Origin of the sequence: Pseudoalteromonas sp. GABNS16E, from assembly GCF_028598715.1 — a bacterium.
GTDB classification, from domain to species: Bacteria; Pseudomonadota; Gammaproteobacteria; order Enterobacterales; family Alteromonadaceae; genus Pseudoalteromonas; species Pseudoalteromonas atlantica.
Genome location: NZ_JAQREZ010000063.1, coordinates 1 through 20,732, shown reverse-complemented (window position 1 = coordinate 20,732; position 20,732 = coordinate 1). Strand labels below are relative to the sequence as shown.

Genomic DNA, 20,732 nt, shown 5'->3' with positions numbered 1-20,732 from the left:
CCATGGCGCTTTTTAAACAAGATACATCTAAGTCAGCTAGTATGGCGAGGAAAAAGAAAATGGCAGGGCTAGACGATGATTACCGCTCAACCCTGTTAGAGTCTGGGATTAAAATGCGCTAGCCGTGCACTGCGCACAATATGACGATTTTTTATTTCTTTACGAGTTGACTTTTCTTCATTATTTTTTTCGCTCATACTAATCATGAGTTCTTCCACTTCTAATGGAGGAACAATTTGCTCAACATTAAGGAAAAGGTCTTTACTGCTAACATTGTCTAAATTCATTGCGTAAGGTGTAACCTTAAAGCATTGTACTTGAATTCCATGACTTAATAACCACAGAGCAGTACTAGTTACTTCTTTTCTATAGTTAGCCGCAACAAGAATAAGGCGTTGAGTATTACCTGAGTTTAAAACAACCTCGTCTAAATCGAGTACTTCAAGAAATTCACAAAGACTCTCCGATGCTACAAACTCACCTATTAAATGGCGATCTAAGTAATCTTGATATATTTTTAAGATTTGCTTTTTATTTAAACTAGAACAATAAGATGCATATTTTAAAGCTTGCCAAGTGACATCTCGACCACTATCGTCCAGCTTATTCTCAATAATTACTAAGTTACCATCTTTATCTAGTGCTAATAAATCTAAACGTTCTCGGGTATCTTCAAACCCTGCAAACTCTTTCTGAATAATCAATAGGTCTTCACCAAATGCATCTGGTTGATTTGCTAACCATTCCTGCAAATGATCCCTTTCTCTAAATCCTAATTCCGCAAAACTTTTACTCTCGATTGGAGAAATACGATTTGAAACTTTATCTATTTTGAACATTTTCTTCCTTTTTCATTCTAATGACTACTTTCCCGAAATTCTTACACATAAAACAAGTTTAAAATTAAGCCTGATTTTAATGTGGAATACTGAAAAATAAGCTTTTAATAGCTTAGATTAAACCTATTTATTCGCTTTCACATTTTGCGCTTGCTCAAATATTTCTTTGTACACTTCATCGCGGCTGATTGGCGGGTATTTAAATTTAGCGAGTATTAAAATCAGCTCTACTTTTAAAGCTGATTTAATATCGTCGCGGTGGTTCCAATCTACAAATTTTACTTTGTCGTCTACAATAACTTTTACTGCTTGGGCGAGTTCAATAAGCTTATCTTCGGGGTAGTCAAAGTCGTATTTAATGGCGAGCATTTTTAAGGCGTCGTAAAAGCCTTTTTCTTCAATATCAATGCCTAGCTCATCGCCTGCGTTCATTTCGTCGCGTACGCTGTAAATCATATCAACCATGCTTTCTGAAAAGTCATCAAGCACGCTACTTACCAGTACGTCATCTTCTTTTCGTTCGTTGTAGCGCTGTACCAGCGATTCAAAGCGTTTAGTAAAATCGATACCTTGGGTTTGGTTTACTTTTTTAAGCTCGCCAATGGCTTTAGCTAGCATTTGTTGCAGTATTTTTATTTTAGTATTCGGGAGTTTTATTTTTTCTATTTTGGCGATGTAGTCGTCATTAAAAATGTCGATTTCGCTGCCGTCTTCATTGCCGAGTTTAAATACCTCTTCTACACCGTCGCTTTGTAGGGCTTCGCTTATCATTTCACGTACTTTGGCGTTCATTTGCGCGGTATCGGGCGCTTCACCTTTGGTTAGTTTGTAAATAATAGAGCGAATAGCGAGGTAAAAGTGAATGTGGTTACGCTCGTTTTCGTTAATTTTTTCACTACCACAACATACATCGTAAGCAGCTTTTAAACGCTTAACTAAATCCATAAAACGCTTTTGGCGTTTTTCGGTAATAAGTGCAAACTCAGCGGCGCGGTTTAAACAGTTTAGTTGGGCAACGGCTTCACCGGTAAAATATGGGCTGCTGTCAAATTTATAAAATAACTGGGCAAGTAACGCCAAGTGGTTTTTTACCTCAATAACCGAGGCAGTAATGTCTTCAAAGTTAGTTTCGTCTGTTTTTGAATACTGTGCTAAGGCTTTATTCATTTCAGATTTAATACCAATATAATCCACCACTAAGCCTTTGTCTTTGCCTTCAAACTGGCGGTTAACCCGCGAAATAGTTTGTATTAAGCTGTGCTTTTGCAGTGGCTTATCTATGTACATGGTATCTAAAAATGGCACATCAAAACCGGTTAGCCACATATCTACCACTATGGCTATTTTAAAGTTTGAGTTAGCATTTTTAAATTGCTTATCAAGCTCTTTACGTTCGTCTTTACTGCCAAGTAAATTATATAAGCGTTCAACGTCGTCTTTGCCACGGGTCATCACCATTTTTACTTTTTCAGAAGGCGCAGCAATACGGCCTTCGCTAATAGCGCGCTTTCGCTCGGTATCTGATAGCTTTTGCGCGTCATCAGTGTCGACTACATCAAACCAATGTGGGCGTAGCTCTTCTAATTCTTGATACAGCAGATAGGCAATGCCGCGCGAGCTACACACAAACATCGCCTTTCCTGCAATGGTAGAGCCTTCTTCAACGCGTTTTTCGTAATGCTCAACAAAGTCCCTTGCTAATACACGAATGCGGTCAGGATCGCCTAAAATGCTATTCATGTTAGCGGTGGCTTTTTTACTGTCTTCTATTTGCAGCTCGTTACTGCCTGCATCAGCGCATTCTTTGTAATAGGCTTCAATTTCTGCCAGCTTGCTATTGTTTAAGCACACCTTGGCAGCGCGCCCTTCGTACACAATGCGAACGGTTATTTCATCTTTAACCGACTCAGTCATGGTGTACGAGTCAACCACTTCACCAAATACATCTAAAGTTGCGTCTACTGGCGTGCCAGTAAAACCAACGTAAGTGGCATTGGGTAGTGATAATGTCGTTTTCGACAATTAAAAAATTGTTACCACCCCATATTTATTGACTTGAAGAGTGGTAACAGTTTTTGAGGAGTTTATTCTAAAAACAGCAGTGAATTGAGGTGGGAAAAATGCAATTTTGTTACTAAATCTATCGCTTTTTATTGGATTGAGATAACACCGATCCTGCAAGTTCTTTTGTATTTTTACTCATAGTAAATACCTTATGGTTGTTAATTTAATTATGTAAATTTAAAGTCCGTGTTTTAGCCTTTCAGCAAAGCCATTGCGTTCAGCCAATACCTCATCGTACATGTTATAAACCTGCTGAATGTGCTCCCACAATGACTGATTTTGCGTTCTCAAATCCTCAGCAAGCTCTTTATAATCAAGGTTCGATTTTTTAAACGATTCAACTTCTTTCTTAAGCTGCTCATTTTCAGTACCAACAGCAATAGCCTCCGCTTTATGTTTCTGACGCTTTTGAGCGGTCTGAATATCCGGGATTTTCTCAGGGTTAAACTTGTAGATAGCAGAGTTTGAAATTCCTAGTCGTTTCGCAACTTGGCTAACGTTAATTTTTTCGTTGTTGGCTGCCATTTCAGACAAGGCCGTATCAATTTTGTCTGCCATTGTGATCTCAACTGATTCGCTCATATTAGGCTTCCTTCACTTTTATCGTTAACTGGTCAATGATGATATTTGCGGCTTCAAGGTTGTCATTTAATGCCGTACTAAAGGCTTTTAACCGCTGCTTTATCTCTGACGGAAATTTTTCAAATGCAGCTAATTGCGATTCACATCGCCTTTTAACAACCAGCCAGTGTGGTAAATGTCGAGGTGTTGCAATGTAGCTATCGCACCATACACAGTGGCTTGGATCTGCTGCATTACGAACTTTACATTCCGATCCCTTGGTACAGTAACCATGTGACACGCCTCTAAAGTTGTTGGTATGTTTAGCAGCAAACGTGATCAACTCTTCCATATTTTTAAAGTGAGGGGTGCTTCCGGTGGTAAGGTCATCTGCCAGAATCTCAGTCAATTTGGCGATAAAGTTTTGTCCGCCTTTTCCTGCTAGCGTGCCGTCTTGTGCTGCGGTCACCATATCTTCCATTGCTTGCGATATCATAAACTCAGAGAAGCTTTCGGTTAGTCCAATAAACTCCTCCATAGACTCATATCCCCGTTGGCTATAAACCAATGACATCATGTTCTCTAAATGTTTGTACTGATACTTAATATCGTCTAAATCACCCAAGCGGTTTGCGACAATAAACCAAGCAAAGGTATGTCTAAATTGATGGGCCGTAAAATTGAAAAAATCGCCTACTTTATATGGCTTCTTAAACTTTTTATGATTTGAGCTGACGGATTGGTAATTGCACCCCATGCGCTCAAGTTCGGCAATGTCATGCTCAGTGACTCTAATCGAAAACATTTTGTTTATGTTGTTAAAGCCATTTTTAGTGGACTTAGTATTTAATGAAAACTCGCAGGATTTTTTATGGGGTGAAACACCAAACAAAGTTCGATTACTCAAACCAAACTCTAAATTCAACTTACGCTTTCGTGGCAATAAATCGCTGTGATATTTTAGGAGCAAGGCTGCACGCTCACGGTAAACAGAGCAAACTCTTGTGAGTAGTTTTACTGCCCGATAGGTGACTTCATTCGTTACCCATTCTAAGCTTTGGGTTTCATCTGTTGTTTTAGACAACAACGTCTTGATAAAGTATTTACCGTTTCGCTCAATAGCTGAATCATCAGTTAGTGCCATTGCTTCGCCATAACGCATACCTGTATAACTAACCACAAGCACAAAGGCATATCTGCGAAGATTTTTAATCAGCTCATAATATTCGTCTAATTCAGCAGATTCTGACTCATTTAATCCATCAACGTATGTCGAGTTTTTAAGGTACTTTTTCGGTGCGTATTCAACACCATCATTGAGCTTTACTTGCAGGCTGTGCCAATTATCGATGATCTTCTCAACGGCATTGACGTGCTCTTCGCTTGCCTTGAGAACTTGCTTCATTATTTGAATCGGAATGACTGAATGTTTATTTCTGCGCTCTTTTTTTAATAAGGTAAATGGCAAAAAATATTCATTTATTAAATCGAAAAACGGCTCGCTTTTAACTACTGAATAAAGCTTCAACCAATAGATAGCCGATAGAAGTGACTGTGCATAAGATGGGTGCTTATTTACATCAGACGCTTGCACCAAGTCCAATATGATATTGCGCAAACGCAATTCTGGCAGTTTATCTAAGCCACCAAAGCTCTCAATACCATAACGTTCAAGCCACTTAGCAAGGCGCTTAAGGTTAGCAATATTGCTACGTATCGTAGTCCATGCAAGCGGCTCCATGCCTTGTCCTGAGCCTTGCGTATACATACCAAGTGTTATGGCTTTAAGTTGATATTTATACTTCGGCCCTACACCGTTAAAGGTTACGGATAAATTGTTGCCTTGCGAGTACCAAGAATCATCCCCGAACAATGTGATCTGTTTTTTATTAGAGCGGATATATTGCCAAAGCACCGACGGTGTGAGTTCAGCATCAATCGGTGAACTATAAGGATTGATGCTGATAAGCCCATCAATCTTTAAACAGGCATCTACAGCAGTTGAAATTCCTGTCATAAAATATCTCCTACATTCTCAACTGACGTTACTGCAAACGCCCAAAACGGATGCATTCCTCTTTCCGCCATCAACTCTTTACCCTTCGTCACTGCCATCGGATTTTTAATTGCTACTTGTTCTAATATGTCATCAACTCGCTGATGCAATGCCGTAATCGCTTCCTGCTGAAATTCATTATTTTCAATATCAGAAATACTGGCCGCCATATCTGCCAACACATAATCACGATAGCTTAGCAACTGCCAAACATGCTCAGGATCAGCGACTGTTCTAAAGTGCTTGCACCACACACACGCCAAAAAGTCACTACACCACCCATTTTCCTTACCGCCTGATAGGTGCCGATGTTCTTTACTGTATTGTGATGCTTCTGCATCGTTACCTTGCGATGCACACTCACCTGAGGGCGTTTTTTGAGTGCTACCGTCATCAACCATTAACACCTTAATTTCCGGGTCAATTTCTCGACCTGTAAAATAACGCTGCATCACATCTACTGCGGTATGCAGAGTTTGTTGTGTTTTTTCTTCGCTCACTCGTTGGTAGTGCTTGATGAACGTATCGAAGGTATGAAGTTTTGCCGATTCATATGCACGTATTTGCTTTGCCACTTCACGGTAAAGGTGATTTGCACCATTCTTGCGAATGCGCATCGAATCATAATCAACTGTGCAACCAAGTCGCTTTAAAATAGTTTTGATATAAGCAATGATATTGCCTGCCAATACACGACTTACATTGGTTTTTTCTTTGGAGATAAATAGATATTGCCGTGTATGTGTATCCGCAAGGTAGCGATAGCTGTTGGTCAGAGTATCTCTTACATGAACTATGTCACGCATCACACTATTTACAGTTCGCCCATCTAGTGAATAGGTATCGGTGTCATAACCTTTTCTCGGTTTTTGGATCAATACCGTAATACTTTTTTTAGCGGTTGGCAGAGAAACTTCCGTGATATCACTGAGTTCTATGTCCGTCATAGGTGACGTATTCCAACAACTTTTTACTTGGATACGAGCAAAGTACAGTGCGATTAATTGTTTAACGTTATCCGTTTCCTTAATCCCTTTTTCAATATAAAAGATCAGTTCTTTTAATTCATCGTCACTGTATAAATCTTCAATTTTCATTCTTCTGGCGTGACGTTGATAGCGCTTAAACGACAGTTTGTAAGCCTCAACCACAGTCTGTCCTGTAATTGCCATTACCCATCTTATTGTTTCAAAATAAGACGTGCCCGTTTTTAAGCTTATGGTTTTTCCTTTAACACCAGACTTAATGCGTTGAAACACACTTTTTTGTATTTTGTTTTTATTTAGGCTAAAGCACTTAAAGCCATGTTTCTTAAGTTGCTCTGTATAATCAGGTAATACAAATTTCACCAAAATTCGATTAAGAGTGATGAAGCGGCCATGCAAAGTAACCATGCCATAGTTTTTTTCTGGCAAAAGTTCGGTTTCAGAATGATGGATTTCTAATAGCTCATTCTCAATTTCAGGGCACTGTTTCACTAATTCAAAGTAATTAATGTGACGAAACATCTTTTCCTTTTCAAAATAAAAAGGCAGCAAATGATCAACGTAATCATGGCGATGAACCTCATGCCCAAAGTGCAGCTCTAGCAGTATAAGCAACTCAGTGAATTGATCTCTTCTTAGTAATGTCTTAGCTTCTTTAAGCAAAGCAAATTCATCTTTCTTGAAGCCATCAAGCCCTTCATCAACAAAAGCACACTTGTTCTTCTCAGCGACTATTCGAATGCTACTCACAATAGCCATAAAGCGCCTAGTCATTGACACAACATCATGCTCTAGCTCACCTTTAAATTTATCGGAATTAGCAAGCGCTTGAAGCTGTTCAACCAACAGTGGCTCAATATCGTTTAAATCAGTAACGTCTATGCATTTATCATTAATAGTGATCCGAATAACTTGAAAATGATCTGGCTTAAATGCGCTAAGCACCGAGAATAATGCCGACTGAAGTACACAGTGTTTATCTTTAATCGGGTATTCGTTAAAAACCTGTCTAAAGTGCATGGTTGAGTTAAACCATAGAAAGCCATACTCATAAAGTTGCTCAGCGACTGATGGAGCTGCTTCACACAGCAGCTGTAAACATTTTTGCGCCATTTGTGCGTTAGAGAGAGTGGTACTTCTTGCAAGCATTGACTGCTGACCCCATGCACTTATGGCATCGTTAAGCTCTTTACCTAAGCGAAAGCTTTTCCGATACCAATGCAATAAATCAATGTTTGTATCAAATACAAAAACGCTGCTAGGTCTTGAATTTACCTTGGTAATTGCACTTGCAAAGTGAAATAAACAGACCCTGAACATCAAGTCATCTTTGTGGGGTATACTTTGTGCTAAGGCCTCTAATTTAAGCCAATAGTCGTCTCGAAATAGCGAGTGAACATCTTGTATTAAGCTCTGGCAATGGTTTCGTAACACTGAATGGCGCAGCAACAGCCGTTTTAGAAAGCCAATGTGTTGTTTAATCCGTTTACAGTTTTCGTCAGTTACACATCTGCCTAGCTGCTCTTCCAACTGTGACAAATCAAGCACTGTATCAAGCATCTGCACCTCCTGATTGCTCAGCAAGAAATGCATCTTCTTGCAGTGGAGCAACAAACTCACCAAACAATTTATCTACCCAACTCGCCATTTGCTTATCAAATGTCAGTGAACGAGCGAAATTGATGTACTTCTGAGTCGTTGAAAAATCCGCATGGCCCATCAACTGCATTAGCTTGTATTGCACAAAGCCAATGGGCAGATCCTTATGGATCAGAAAGCCAGCAAGGTTTGTTGCAAAAGTTGAACGTAAATCATGAAAATCACGCTTTAGTGTTTTCCCGAATGGCGCTAATTCCTTACGCACTTTTGAGATCACATTGCCGATAGATTTACGAGACATGAAATTACCAGAGCGATTAAGAAACAGAGGAGCATCATCACAGTTACCATGTTCAAGCTGCCACTTAGCTAATCTATCTTGATGCTCTTTGCCGTTACGATAACGCCAAAGTGATGTCATCAAGCCTTTTGACACCATTATTGTGCGCTCTTTGTCATACTTGCCGATTATGGTTACGTAATAAATTGCTTTATTATCCAAGGCAGGATCAACAACATGACTCGCAGTAAAAGTGGCAATTTCTTCCGCTCGCAAGCCGCATTGCACGGCTAAATCTACTCTCAATTTAGCACCTTGCTTTGTTAGTTCCTTGCTGGCATAGAGCAGCTTCAATTCATCTTGGCTGTATGGTGATAAACCTGCATCGCCTGATTTCTTTTGCTTATACTTTTTAGGGATCAGCAAATCAGTCGTGGTAATGGTAAAGCCTTTTTCCTCACTCCCGTAGTCGGTAAACAGCAAATCTAAACCGCCATCTTTGCGCTTTTTCTTAATGACCTTGGTTTTATATTTGAATGGCACTTTATCAATTCTGCGTTGCTTTCTTGCCCATTCGTAAAACTGCCTAACATGGTTGATGTATAGGTTTGCCGTATCTCGGTCAATATCCTTTGCAATCACTTGCTCTATAAGGTGCTTGCGATAACGGTACACAGGAAGCCAATATTTCGCTTTATCACTGTCACTTACGGCATAAACCTCATGCCAGTCCACGTTATTCTTCTCAACCCATTGCAAAAACAAACTCATAGAATTTGCTAATGACTGCACAGTAATAAGCGATACGCCACCAAGAGGGTTCTTTTTACCGCCACGTTTAGGCGGCATAAAAAGCCCTTTATATCGGTGCTCTAAGAATAAATTGATTTCGAGAGCATCCTGAATTCGAACCAGTGATAACACTCTAGGGAAACGCTCAACAATGTGATCTTCATGAAAAGCGATAGTGCGTTGACCTTCCTCATCAACGTTCGATACGTAAGGCAGGCTACCTAAATTTACAGTTTGTTTTACAACTTTGGGATAATTGCTACTCAAATTAAATGCTCCATTACAATACTGCAAAATATACGCATAAGCATTTAAGGTGTCAACAACAAATTGCAGTATTTGATTACTGCAAAAATAAATTGACCTAGCCAACAATGTCAGCCACAATAATTTTCATTAAATTAATTCCGATTTTGTAACGCCAGTTGGTCATATCCCATTGGCGTTTATTTACTTTTTGAGCAAATCGGTTTGCTGAACACAACCAAGGCTTAACGTTCATGAATGCAAAAATGCGCCAAGCTACTGAAGAGCTGCGTCTGAGTGACATTGCCGATATCCGCTTAGGTCACCCTTTTCGTGGCACGGTGAAGCAATACGACAATGGTGACGTAAATGTTGTTCAGGTAAGGGATACCGAGCCAACAGGTGAGATCAATCAATACACTATGGTTGAAACCGTATTAAATACGAAGAAACAACCCGACTGGTTACAAAATGGCGATGTGTTATTTGTCGCTAAAGGGGCAAAACATTACAGCGTATTAGTAGAACAGGTATTAGAGCGCACAGTCTGCTCACCACATTTTTTTGTGGTACGTTTAAAGCCTGAGTTTAAAGATGTCATCGTGCCCGATTTCTTATGTTGGCAGCTTAACCAGCAACCTGCACAGCGCTATTTTAAAGCGACTGCTGAAGGTTCAATGCACCTAAGTATTCGCAGGCAAGTGCTGGAGAACGTGCCTATTAAGGTACTTAAGTTACAAAAGCAAAAACAACTCGCTGCAATGCACCGTTGCGGTGTGAGAGAGCAAAAAGTATTACAAAAGCTGATTGAAAATAGACAGCAACAACTAGAAGCCATTGCTATTCACGCACTTGAAAGCTCATGCGCTTGAAAGAGAGCCTAAAACAAAACAGATTTAAAAATTAATAATAAGGACTTAAAAATATGACCTCAACCAACCAAATCAATCAGGACGATATCAATAAGGCGGTATGGGCCGCTTGTGACACCTTCCGCGGTGTAATTAGTGCCGATACCTATAAAGACTTCATCCTCACTATGCTGTTTTTAAAATACATCTCTGATGTATACAAAGACGAATACAACAAGCTGATTACTCAGTATGGCGACAATCCCGATTTAATTCACGCTATGATGTCTAAGCAGCGCTTTGTGTTACCAGAAGGCGCGAGCTTTTGGGACTTATACGAAAAGCGTTATGAAGCAGGTAACGGTGAACGTATCGATAAAGCCCTACACGCACTAGAAGAAGCCAACGGCAGTAAGCTTAAAAACGTATTCCAAGACATCAGCTTTAACACTGACCGCTTAGGCCAAGAAAAACAAAAGAACGATTTACTACGCCACTTACTAGAAGACTTTGGTAAAGACATTTTAAACCTAAGCTCAGAGCGTGTCGGCAGCTTAGATATTATCGGTAACGCTTATGAGTACCTTATCAAACACTTTGCGGCTGGCAGTGGTGCTACCGCTGGTGAATACTATACCCCACCAGAGGTATCAACCCTTTTAGCAACCGTTTTAGAGCCAGTTGAAGGCGACCAAATCTGCGATCCATGTACAGGCAGTGGCTCATTGCTTCTAAAATGTGGCGCTATGGTACGTAAAAACTCTGGCTCAAAAAAATACGCCTTATTTGGGCAAGAAGCCATTGGTTCAACTTGGGCATTAGCCAAAATGAATATGTTCCTTCATGGTGAAGACAACCACCGTATTGAATGGGGCGACACCATTCGTAATCCATTGCTGTTAGATAAAGATGGTAGTGGTTTATTACACTTTGATGTAGTGACGGCAAATCCGCCATTTTCATTAGATAAGTGGGGACATGATGATGCCAGCAACGACCCTTATGGACGCTTTAGACGAGGTATACCACCAAAAACCAAAGGTGACTATGCGTTTATCAGCCACATGATTGAAACGCTAAAGCCAGACACTGGCCGCATGGCTGTCGTAGTGCCACATGGTGTGCTATTTCGCGCATCAAGCGAGGGTAAAATTCGTAAACAGCTGATTGAAGAAAACTTGCTAGATACCGTTATTGGCCTGCCAGAAAAGCTGTTTTTTGGTACAGGTATTCCCGCAGCCATATTAATATTTAAAAAGCAAAAAACCGACAACAACGTGCTATTTATAGATGCCAGCCGTGAGTTTAAATCAGGTAAAAACCAAAACCAGTTAACGCCTGACAACATTCAAAAAGTCATCGACACCTACAAAGCGCGTGAAACGACCGATAAATATTCATACCTCGCCAGTTTTGATGAAATTGCCGAGAACGACTTTAACCTAAACATCCCTCGCTACGTTGATACCTTTGAAGAAGAAGCGGAAATCGATTTAGTGGCAGTACGCACAGAGCGTGTTCAGCTAAAAAATGAGCTGAAAACCCTTGAAGCGGAAATGGAAAGCTACTTAAAGGAGTTGGGTTATGGTGCCTAATAAATTTTTACCATCGCAGTTAGGTGAAATCCCTACTGACTGGAGTAGAGTCAAGTTTTCCGATGTAATGAGTGTTCGACAAGGTTTGCAAATTTCCATATCGAAACGTCTCAAAGTGCCGACAAAAACATCGAAAGAATATATTACGATTCAATCTATCAAAAAAACTGAACAGGTTAGAGAATACGTAGAAGCTCCTACCAAAAGAGTTACTTGTTCTAAAGAAGATGTTCTGATGACCCGAACAGGTAATACAGGAATCGTAGTCACAGATGTTGAGGGAGCTTTCCATAATAACTTTTTCTTAATGGATTTTGACAGACAACAAGTAGATAGAGATTTTTTAGTCAATTACTTACGTTCAAATAGAGTCCAACATCTAATTTTGACTAAAGCTGGTGCAAGCACAATACCTGATTTGAATCACAAAGACTTTTACTCGATTGAATTCCCGTTAGCATCGCTCCCAGAACAACGCAAAATCGCCACTATCCTTGGAACTTGGTATAACGCGATTAGCACCACTGAGCGCCTAATCGACAACAGCAAACAGCAGAAAAAAGCCCTAATGCAACAACTGCTCACAGGTAAAAAGCGCCTACTTGATGATTCAGGTAAACCGTTTAAGGGTATGTGGGAAGAAGTAAAATTGAAATCAATCGCTGAGATGAATAGTGGTGGAACGCCTAAATCATCTATTCCTGAATACTATGGTGGTGATATACCTTGGGTTTCTATTGCTGACATGACCAAGCATGGTAAGTGGATTTCAAAAACAGAAAAATACTTAACTCAGGAAGGTTTAAACAATAGCAGCGCACGCATCTATCCAAAGGGAACAATCCTTTATGCTATGTATGCTTCTATAGGGGAATGCAGTATTGCGGAAGTCGAATTAAGCTCATCACAAGCTATCTTAGGAATTAGACCAACCGACAAGTTATCAAATAATTATTTATATTATTTTCTAACAAACTTAAAAAGCAAAATCACTCTGATGGGACAACAAGGTACACAATCAAATTTGAATGCTGGCATGGTTAGAGATTTTATAATTAATTTACCTCCAAAAGCTGAGCAGCTAAAAATTGCCTCTGTTCTTAACAATGCTGACCAAGAAACTGTGCTGTTAGAACAACAGCTTGCTGACCTAAAACAAGAGAAAAAAGCGTTGATGCAGCAGCTATTAACAGGTAAGCGCAGGGTTACGGTATAAGGAGCTTGAAATGAAAGACAAGGAAATATCCGTTCAGCTAACTGACATAAATGGTTTTAGGCAAGACTTTAAAAGCCTTAGAGCGTTGTATAACTTTGCAAAAAAAGAGTTGCAAGTCTGGTCTGAGCATTATGAAGCTGTAAATGCGAAAAACAGTCGAAACATTTCAGACCCAACATTGTCAGCACATCATTATTTTAAAACATTAATAAACACTATCGACAGTTGGCAAGAAGAACTAGCTAAATGGGATGACGCAACGTTTCAACAAAAAATGATTGAGTTAAACCAAAACTCAATTCGACATTTATCAAGCAGGTGGCTTTGGAGTGGCGATGCTACTTCAGAGACTTTTGTTAACTGTTTTCTTGAACATAATGAACAGACAGCAGCAGCCTTTCTCAAATATGTTACAAAGCGTCAGGTTGAAACTAATCAAAACAATATCGATAGTTTTAATGGTGCTATGCTGGGCTACGAATTTGTTAATCAAGCTTCAGAGATAACTAGGCGCAGGAAAGGTGAAAAAGTATCATTGGGGCACCTACGCAATTCATTTGCCGATGCCAAAAATGAGTTGTTTTCTGAGGTAGAGGATTTAAAGAAAGGTGTTAACGAATGGGATGAAGATACCAGACTCCAATTCAACAGGCTTTTTAGAGCTAATAAATACCTTGGTGAAAGACGGATAAAACAACATAACAAACAATTCGATGAAAAGCTTCATGATTGGAGTTCTGCAATTGGTGAGTTAGAAAAAACTTACGAAGAAAAATTGAGACTCAAAAAACCTGCCGAATACTGGGAAAAATCAGCAAGTAAGTATGGCAGACAAGCCATACTGTGGACGCTAAGTATCGTAGCGCTTTCTTTATTGGGGTTAGTGTATTTTCGAGAGTTTTTTGTTACTTGGCTGCAAGGTCAAGAGACAGATGTGAAGCTAAATACAATTCAAGGCATTATTCTTTTTGGCTCATTTGCTGCTGCCTTTGCATACTTAATGAAAGTGCTTTCCCGACTGGCGTTTAGCTCATTCCATCTAATGCGTGATGCAGAAGAAAGAGAGCAACTCACTTATCTATATCTCTCCTTAATCAATGAATCAGAGTTAGATAAAGATGCTAGAGATATTGTTTTACAAGCTTTATTTAGTAGAACTGAAACTGGGTTATTACAACAAGAGCATGGCCCAACAATGCCCGGAGTTGGTGAAATTGTAAAAAACTTATCTAAAGGACGGTCGTAGCGAATGGATAAACAAACTCCCAACTTCCAAGAAGAGTTCAGCGCAAAAATTCCTGCGCTAACGTTGCTGACTAACTTAGGCTATACGTTTATTCCACCGAGTGAGTGTGAAGCTCTTCGCGGTAACACGTTAGCAAGTAACAAAAAAAGCACCCATCAGGTGGTGTTGTTACCTGTAATGCGTGCCTTTTTAGCCAAACAGACATTTTCGTTTGCAGGTAAGCAGCATACGCTCTCAGAAGCGGCCATTGATAAGGTCATGCATGAGCTAAACCCTGCGATGAACCTTGGATTAAAAGCCGCTAACGAAAAAATTTATGATGCGCTAATGTACGGCGTGAGTGTGACTGAATTTATTGATGGTAAAAAAGCATCTCCCACTATTAAGCTGATTGATTGGCATAATATTGATAACAATGCCTTTCATTGTACCGAAGAATTAGTAGTACAAAATGCCGAGGGTACGGGCAACCGCAGACCGGACATTGTGTGTTTTGTAAATGGGTTGCCATTAGTGGTGATTGAGGCAAAACGCCCCGATTCAAACAAAGAAGGTAAATCGACCAACTTTGAAGCAATCTCTCAGCATATTCGTAACCAAAAACAGGATGAAATACCGCATTTATATGCGTACAGCCAGTTATTGTTAGCCATAAACGGGCATGAGGGCTTGTATGCAACATGCGGCACCCCTGAGAAGTTTTGGGCAAAGTGGAAAGAAGAGCAAATACCGGAAGCTGAGTTTGTAAGGCTTAAAAACCATACGCTGCGTGATAAGCAATTAAATGCGCTCTTTAATCATCGCCCTGCAAAAGATAAAACAGATTACCAGTCCCTTATTGCCGCAGGTGAGCTGACGGTAACCGACCAAGACAGGCTGATTGTAAGTTTATTACGCCCTGAACGCTTATTAGATATGACCCGCCTGTTTACCTTATTTGATAAAAAAGCAGGCAAGATTGTAGCTCGATACCAGCAGGTGTTTGGTATAAAAGCACTTATTGAGCGAATTAATACATTTGATGACACGGGTGCGCGTGAAGGCGGCGTTATTTGGCATACTACGGGCAGTGGTAAGTCGTTTACTATGGTGTTTTTATCTAAGGCGCTTATTTGGCTTGAAGAGCTAGCACAGTGCCGCGTAATTATTGTGACTGACCGCGTTGATTTAGAAGACCAGCTAAGCCGTACGTTTGCTTCTGGTGGTGTACTGACCGACCGCGATAAAAAAGATGCGATGGCGACAACCGGTAAGCGTTTGGCCGAGCAAATTGGTCAAGGTAACGAACGGGTTATTTTCTCGATCATTAATAAGTTTGGCTCTGCAATAAAACACAAAGACTGTTACAACGATAGCCCTAACATTATTGTATTAGTGGATGAAGGTCACCGCAGCCAAAACGGTGAAAATAATATCCGTATGCAGCAAACCCTGCCTAAAGCTGCCTTTATCGCCTTTACAGGTACGCCGCTATTAAAAGACGATAAAACAGAAAACAAGTTCGGTAAAATCATTCACTCTTACACGATGCAACAAGCGGTTGAAGATAAAACCGTAACCCCACTTTTGTATGAAGAGCGTATACCAGAGCTAAACGTTAACGACAAAGCCATTGATGCGTGGTTTGAACGCAGTACCAGCAAGCTGAGCGACAAACAAAAAACCGATTTAAAAAGAAAGTTTTCGCAAAAAGGTCAGATTTATCAAACTGCTGACCGCATTATGTTAATTGCCTACGATATTGCCGACCATTTTCAAAACTTTAAGCATCAAGGTTTAAAAGGTCAGTTAGCTTGTGACTCTAAAGCCTCTGCAATACGTTATAAAGAGGCTTTAGATAAAATTGACACCGTTACGTCGGTTGTTGCAATGTCGGCTCCTGACACGCGTGAGGGGCATGATGTAGTTGATCAAGAAAGCAAAGATATTGTGCAAAATTGGTGGAAAGCCAATGTTGATAAAATGGACGAAAAAGCCTACACCAAAGCCATTATTGAAGACTTTGGCAGAGATGACGGCCCTGACATCATGATAGTGGTTGATAAACTGCTAACGGGCTTTGATGAGCCAAAGAACACTGTGCTTTATATCGATAAGCCCCTTAAAGAGCACAACCTAATACAAGCGATTGCCCGTGTTAACCGACTGCATAGTAAAAAGCAGTTTGGCTACTTAATTGACTACCGAGGCATATTAAAAGAGCTTGATACCACCATAGAAAAGTACCAAGACCTTGCTGAGCGCACTCAAGGCGGTTTTGATATAGATGACCTGAAAGGGTTGTATAACCGGATGGATACGGAATATAAAAAGCTACCGGGCCTGCACAGTGATTTATGGGCGATATTCGATGGAGTTAAAAACAAACAAGATGGTCCTGCACTTCGCCAAGCGTTAGCGCCTAAAGTGCAAGAGGTCGATGGTAAACTTACCGACACCAATCTTAAAAAGCGGGATGACTTCTATTCAGCACTAACCGCATTTTCAAACTGTATGAAAGTAGCGCTGCAATCGGCCACCTATTTTGAAGATAAGTCGTTTGATAACAAGCGAGACCTATACAAACGAGACTTAAAAGCCTTTGTAGATTTTCGTAAACAAGTGCGTGAAGATGCCGACGAAACCATTAACTATGATGAATACGCTGAAGATATACGTAGCTTACTCGATAAACACATAGCGGGTATTGAAGTAAAAGAGCCTGACGGTGCGTACTTAGTTGGTAATTTAGGAAAAGACGTTAAGCCACAGGATATGAGCGATGATGAGGCTCGTAATCAAACCGATAAAATTACAGGCCGAATCACTAAGATGATTGAGCAAGACTTAGCAGATGATCCTTATGCTCAGGAGTATTTCTCTAATATGCTTAAAAAGGCGATTGAAGATGCCAAAGCGATGTTTGATGCACCTGTTAAGCAATACATCCTTTTTGCTGATTTTGAGCAGGAAGTAAAAGAGCGCAAAGTCGCTGATGTTCCCAATGACTTTGTAGATGACTCTTGCAAGCTAAATAAACATGCACAAGCCTACTTTGGTTTGTTCAAGCACCTATTTCATGGTGACTTCTTGACTGACAAAGCCTTAGATAACGACAAGTTAGTAGCCTTGGCGTTTAGTATTGACAATGTGGTGAATACCGCTGTTGCAGAGTATTCAATCAACCCTGCGGAAATTGAAAACGCCATACACATGAAACTGTTGCCGCTGTTATTTGCTGATCTTGGCCTTAATAAAGCTCAAAAGTTGATTGAAGAAGTGCTCAAGATCACTCGACTAGGCTTAGCAAGGGGCTAACAAGCGTGACTAAACAAGCCGTTGCTGCTGAGATCAGAACCACAACCAGTGAAAGAGGTGTTTTTACCTATGGTAACGACACCATTCACTATGATGTGATTCGTAAAACCAAGCCTGCTGATAACGCTAAAAAAACAGCACGCAAAGTAATTATTAAGGTTCACCCTGATCAGCGTGTTGTCGCTACTGTGCCACATGACGCAAGTGATGATGCTATTCAAGATGCCATGCATAAGCGTGCCAGATGGATTTGGCAAAACATTGATGAGTTTGCTAAGCAAAAAGATACCGTTTTACCCAAGCGTTACGTGAGTGGCGAAACGCAGTTTTACTTAGGTAAGCGCTATGTATTAAAGATCATCAATGATGCAGAGCAAGTGCCTAACGTAAAGCTAAGCCGTGGCAAATTGAACGTAACAATCAAGCACGACATAAGCAAAAATAATGATGATCGGCTGGTGAAAATTAAACCACTAATCGACAAGTGGTATCAACACAAAGCAAAAGCAATTTTTCATGAGCGACTAGCCGAACTACTTCCTAAAGCTACTTGGGTAACAGGCATTCCCTCTTTTCGTGTGATGGCAATGAAAAAGCAATGGGGAAGTTGCTCAACCAAAGGCAACTTGATGCTCAACCCTCACCTCGTTAAAGCACCAAAAGAATGTATTGATTACGTGATACTACACGAGCTTTGCCACATTGCTGAACATAACCACAGCGAGCGATTTTGGCGTTTATTAACCCAAGTAATGCCAAACTGGAAAGAAGTAAAAGCCAAATTAGATGACATGGCGGAGATGTATTTGAATGAGTAAAGACGAGTTAAATAAATTGATTAATCCAAGTTGGATGGATGAAATTAATAAGATGCAAAAGCAACACGAAGCACTCAATAATTTTGCTCATCAAAGTTCTGCTATTGCAAATATGCAACAGCACATGGAAGCACTTCGCCAGTCCATGACAATTCAAGAACCTAAGTGGTTAGCGGCAGCAAATGCAATAGCTGAGCATAGCAACCGTATTTTAAATAGCTTAGAAGAACCTGCATGGATGAAAAACCTGAAAAGATTCGAAGATATTAGCTTCCAAACAAGTTTGGCTATTGAAAATTCGAGTTTACATAGCAGTCTAATTAAAAATGCAGAGCTACTGAATAATTCATTTAATGAACCAAAATGGACAAAAATTTTTGACCACAATAAGCAGCTATTACGTGCTGTTGAACAATCTAGTTGGATGAAATCTTTTCAGAGATTTGATGAACTAAGCAAGCAATCCATTAAAGCATTTGAGTACAGTAAATCTTTTAGCAAACTAATTGATAGTGCTAAAGCAACGTCTCAGCTTTGCAACCTTGAAGCTTTTGAAGCCATTGCTAAGCTTCATAATTCACCTTTGAATCACTTTGGTAAACTTGCAGAAACAGCGTTTAAAAAACAAGAATATAGAAAAGATATTCACGAACTAGATGACGATATATATTCAGATATAGCCCAAGAAAACGATTTCGAAAAGCTGCCTACCAATGTCCAAAATAAAATAATTTATTATCTAAAGTTCATATTTTTAACGATCTTTCTCAACTTGTTATCAAATTACATTTATGACCAGAGGGAACTGCTTGCACAAACATTGAGGTTGATAGAAAAACCATCTGAGGTTAAAAAGTTTGCTCGAAGTGGTTCGAGTCGATTTGAACGAGAAGTGCTCAGTGGTTTAAGGGTTGTATCGGGTAATGATGTGAATTTGAGAGCATCTCCTTCAATGAAGTCAGATATCATTTTGCAATTAGATACTGGTACTTTGATAGAAGTAGTAGATAAATCCAACCGAGTTTGGCTTCTGGTTGAAATATCAGATGGTGAAGATGTTATTCAAGGATGGATAGCTAGGCGATATACTGTTTATTTTAAATAACTTGGGTAACAGTTTAAGCCGCTTTTTGAAGGTGGCATTCGTTACTAAAAAATGAAGATGACATTATATAGAACTCGCCCCCGCCTTTACCTTCAGATGCGGCAAATTTACCTAAAAAGTATTCGTACACTCGGCCAACGAGGTCTTCTTCTGTTTTTTCGTTTTGGTTGGCAATGGTGTCGATATTATTAATGGTATCGATAAGCGCCGAGAGCTTACTGGCATCAAGCCCTAAGCGTGAAAAGTAGTTGTCGGGTAATGCGCCGGCGAGTGATTTATTGTTTTTTTCAACCGCGTGTAGTGCGGTATCTATTTTTACGGCGATATCGCCTTGCTTAGCGTTGATTTGAATGTACGACCAGCGTGCATCTTCTGGTAGGTAAAACACGTTATCCATCGCGTAAAAGTCAACCATATCGATGTATTCATCACCATACTCGCTAGCAATGGCTTTTTTACGCCCTTCAAACTTATCACTAATAAATTTAAGAAAGATTAAGCTTAAAACAATGTGCTTATATTCGGCTGATTCAACACTGCCGCGCAGTTTATTGGCGGCATCCCAAAGGGATTCTTCAAACCCGACTTGTGTTTTTTTTGTGGCTTTTTTTGTTGCAGGCTTTTTTGATGCAGCGTCCATGTGGTCTCTCTTTGCAAGAATATCAATATAAATTATTGGCTTATCATACCGCAAAGGTCGTGCTTTTTTGAATGTTAATTAGTAATAAATTGGTATTCGAATATGGGAAAAATAGTCAGAAAACGTTAAAAATAGATAAGAAGGTGATTTTTAGTCACCTTTAATATTAAATGTAATTTAAATATATACGCATTGAGCGGATTCACTGCTTATGTATTTTCGCCCATCTCGCTTTTAAAAAACTCTGAGAACTGACTTTGTTTACTTTTATCCAAAATAATGAGGTTTTCTACAGTTCTTGTTATTGAGGTATATACAATTTCAGCAGTGTCTTTTTCATCCATAAGATAAAAAACTGTTTTTGACTCAAGTCCTTTATAACTGTGCACTGTAGAAAGTTTAATTAAACCACTATTAGGGCGTGTTGATCTTTGTGGTATGAAAAACAAACAGCATGAAGATAAGGTATAATTGAATTCGCCAGAAAACTTTACACCGAACCTACATGCCAAGATTAATGTTAACAGACGGGACATGGAAT

General features: G+C 39.8%; 15 protein-coding genes and 1 pseudogene. 7 read left to right on the top strand and 9 right to left on the bottom strand.

What is annotated here, in order from left to right; genetic code table 11:
- Positions 1–95: 95 nt before the first annotated feature.
- From PSI06_RS18400 to PSI06_RS18370, 7 genes and pseudogenes are all read right to left on the bottom strand, one after another.
- Entirely contained in the window at positions 96–839 is a 744-nt protein-coding gene (locus tag PSI06_RS18400; protein ID WP_273604572.1) for a hypothetical protein, read from the bottom strand.
- A 123-nt stretch (positions 840–962) separates the two neighbouring features.
- A pseudogene (locus PSI06_RS18395) lies at positions 963–2,843 on the bottom strand (type I restriction endonuclease subunit R); the annotation flags it as partial.
- 237 nt (positions 2,844–3,080) lie between these two features.
- Positions 3,081–3,485 carry a DUF6262 family protein gene (locus PSI06_RS18390; protein ID WP_273604573.1) on the bottom strand — a complete coding sequence of 135 codons (405 nt, stop codon included), beginning with the start codon at positions 3,483–3,485 and terminating at the stop codon, positions 3,081–3,083.
- A gap of 1 nt (position 3,486) precedes the next feature.
- Complete coding sequence (locus tag PSI06_RS18385) at positions 3,487–5,481, bottom strand: hypothetical protein (RefSeq protein WP_273604574.1); 1,995 nt, start codon at positions 5,479–5,481, stop codon at positions 3,487–3,489.
- The gene (locus PSI06_RS18380) at positions 5,478–8,066 is read right to left on the bottom strand and encodes a hypothetical protein (RefSeq protein ID WP_273604575.1); all 2,589 of its coding nucleotides are present in this window, start codon (positions 8,064–8,066) and stop codon (positions 5,478–5,480) included. The genes PSI06_RS18385 and PSI06_RS18380 overlap by 4 nt, the downstream gene beginning before the upstream one ends.
- Positions 8,059–9,549 carry a tyrosine-type recombinase/integrase gene (locus PSI06_RS18375; protein ID WP_273605053.1) on the bottom strand — a complete coding sequence of 497 codons (1,491 nt, stop codon included), beginning with the start codon at positions 9,547–9,549 and terminating at the stop codon, positions 8,059–8,061. The genes PSI06_RS18380 and PSI06_RS18375 overlap by 8 nt, the downstream gene beginning before the upstream one ends.
- Entirely contained in the window at positions 9,542–9,679 is a 138-nt protein-coding gene (locus PSI06_RS18370) for a hypothetical protein (protein ID WP_273205260.1), read from the bottom strand. Before PSI06_RS18370 ends, PSI06_RS18375 begins: the two co-directional genes overlap by 8 nt.
- Here PSI06_RS18370 and PSI06_RS18365 point away from each other — a divergent pair.
- Genes PSI06_RS18365 through PSI06_RS18335 form a run of 7 tightly spaced genes read left to right on the top strand, consistent with a single transcriptional unit; the run spans position 9,678 to position 19,551 of the window.
- Complete coding sequence (locus PSI06_RS18365) at positions 9,678–10,295, top strand: restriction endonuclease subunit S (protein ID WP_273604577.1); 618 nt, start codon at positions 9,678–9,680, stop codon at positions 10,293–10,295. The two genes, PSI06_RS18370 and PSI06_RS18365, sit on opposite strands and share 2 nt — an antisense overlap.
- A gap of 53 nt (positions 10,296–10,348) precedes the next feature.
- Positions 10,349–11,869, top strand: a complete 1,521-nt coding sequence (locus tag PSI06_RS18360; protein ID WP_273604578.1) for a type I restriction-modification system subunit M — start codon at positions 10,349–10,351, stop codon at positions 11,867–11,869.
- Entirely contained in the window at positions 11,859–13,085 is a 1,227-nt protein-coding gene (locus PSI06_RS18355; RefSeq protein WP_192532334.1) for a restriction endonuclease subunit S, read from the top strand. The genes PSI06_RS18360 and PSI06_RS18355 overlap by 11 nt, the downstream gene beginning before the upstream one ends.
- A gap of 10 nt (positions 13,086–13,095) precedes the next feature.
- On the top strand, positions 13,096–14,331 hold the full coding sequence (locus PSI06_RS18350; protein ID WP_192532335.1) for a DUF6161 domain-containing protein: 1,236 nt from the start codon (positions 13,096–13,098) through the stop codon (positions 14,329–14,331).
- Positions 14,332–14,334: 3 nt separating this feature from the next.
- Positions 14,335–17,628, top strand: a complete 3,294-nt coding sequence (locus tag PSI06_RS18345) for a type I restriction endonuclease subunit R (protein ID WP_273604579.1) — start codon at positions 14,335–14,337, stop codon at positions 17,626–17,628.
- Between the two features lie 5 nt (positions 17,629–17,633).
- Complete coding sequence (locus tag PSI06_RS18340; protein ID WP_273604580.1) at positions 17,634–18,446, top strand: M48 family metallopeptidase; 813 nt, start codon at positions 17,634–17,636, stop codon at positions 18,444–18,446.
- Positions 18,439–19,551: an SH3 domain-containing protein gene (locus PSI06_RS18335; RefSeq protein WP_273604581.1), complete on the top strand. Its 1,113-nt coding sequence runs from the start codon at positions 18,439–18,441 to the stop codon at positions 19,549–19,551. Before PSI06_RS18340 ends, PSI06_RS18335 begins: the two co-directional genes overlap by 8 nt.
- Positions 19,552–19,564: 13 nt before the next feature.
- Here PSI06_RS18335 and PSI06_RS18330 read toward each other — a convergent pair whose 3' ends face one another.
- Positions 19,565–20,191 (bottom strand): type I restriction-modification system subunit M N-terminal domain-containing protein, encoded by a 627-nt coding sequence (locus PSI06_RS18330; RefSeq protein ID WP_337944434.1) that lies wholly within the window; start codon positions 20,189–20,191, stop codon positions 19,565–19,567.
- Between the two features lie 209 nt (positions 20,192–20,400).
- Positions 20,401–20,732, bottom strand: a 332-nt coding sequence (locus PSI06_RS18325) for a hypothetical protein (protein WP_273604582.1), incomplete at its 5' end; no start/stop codon positions are given.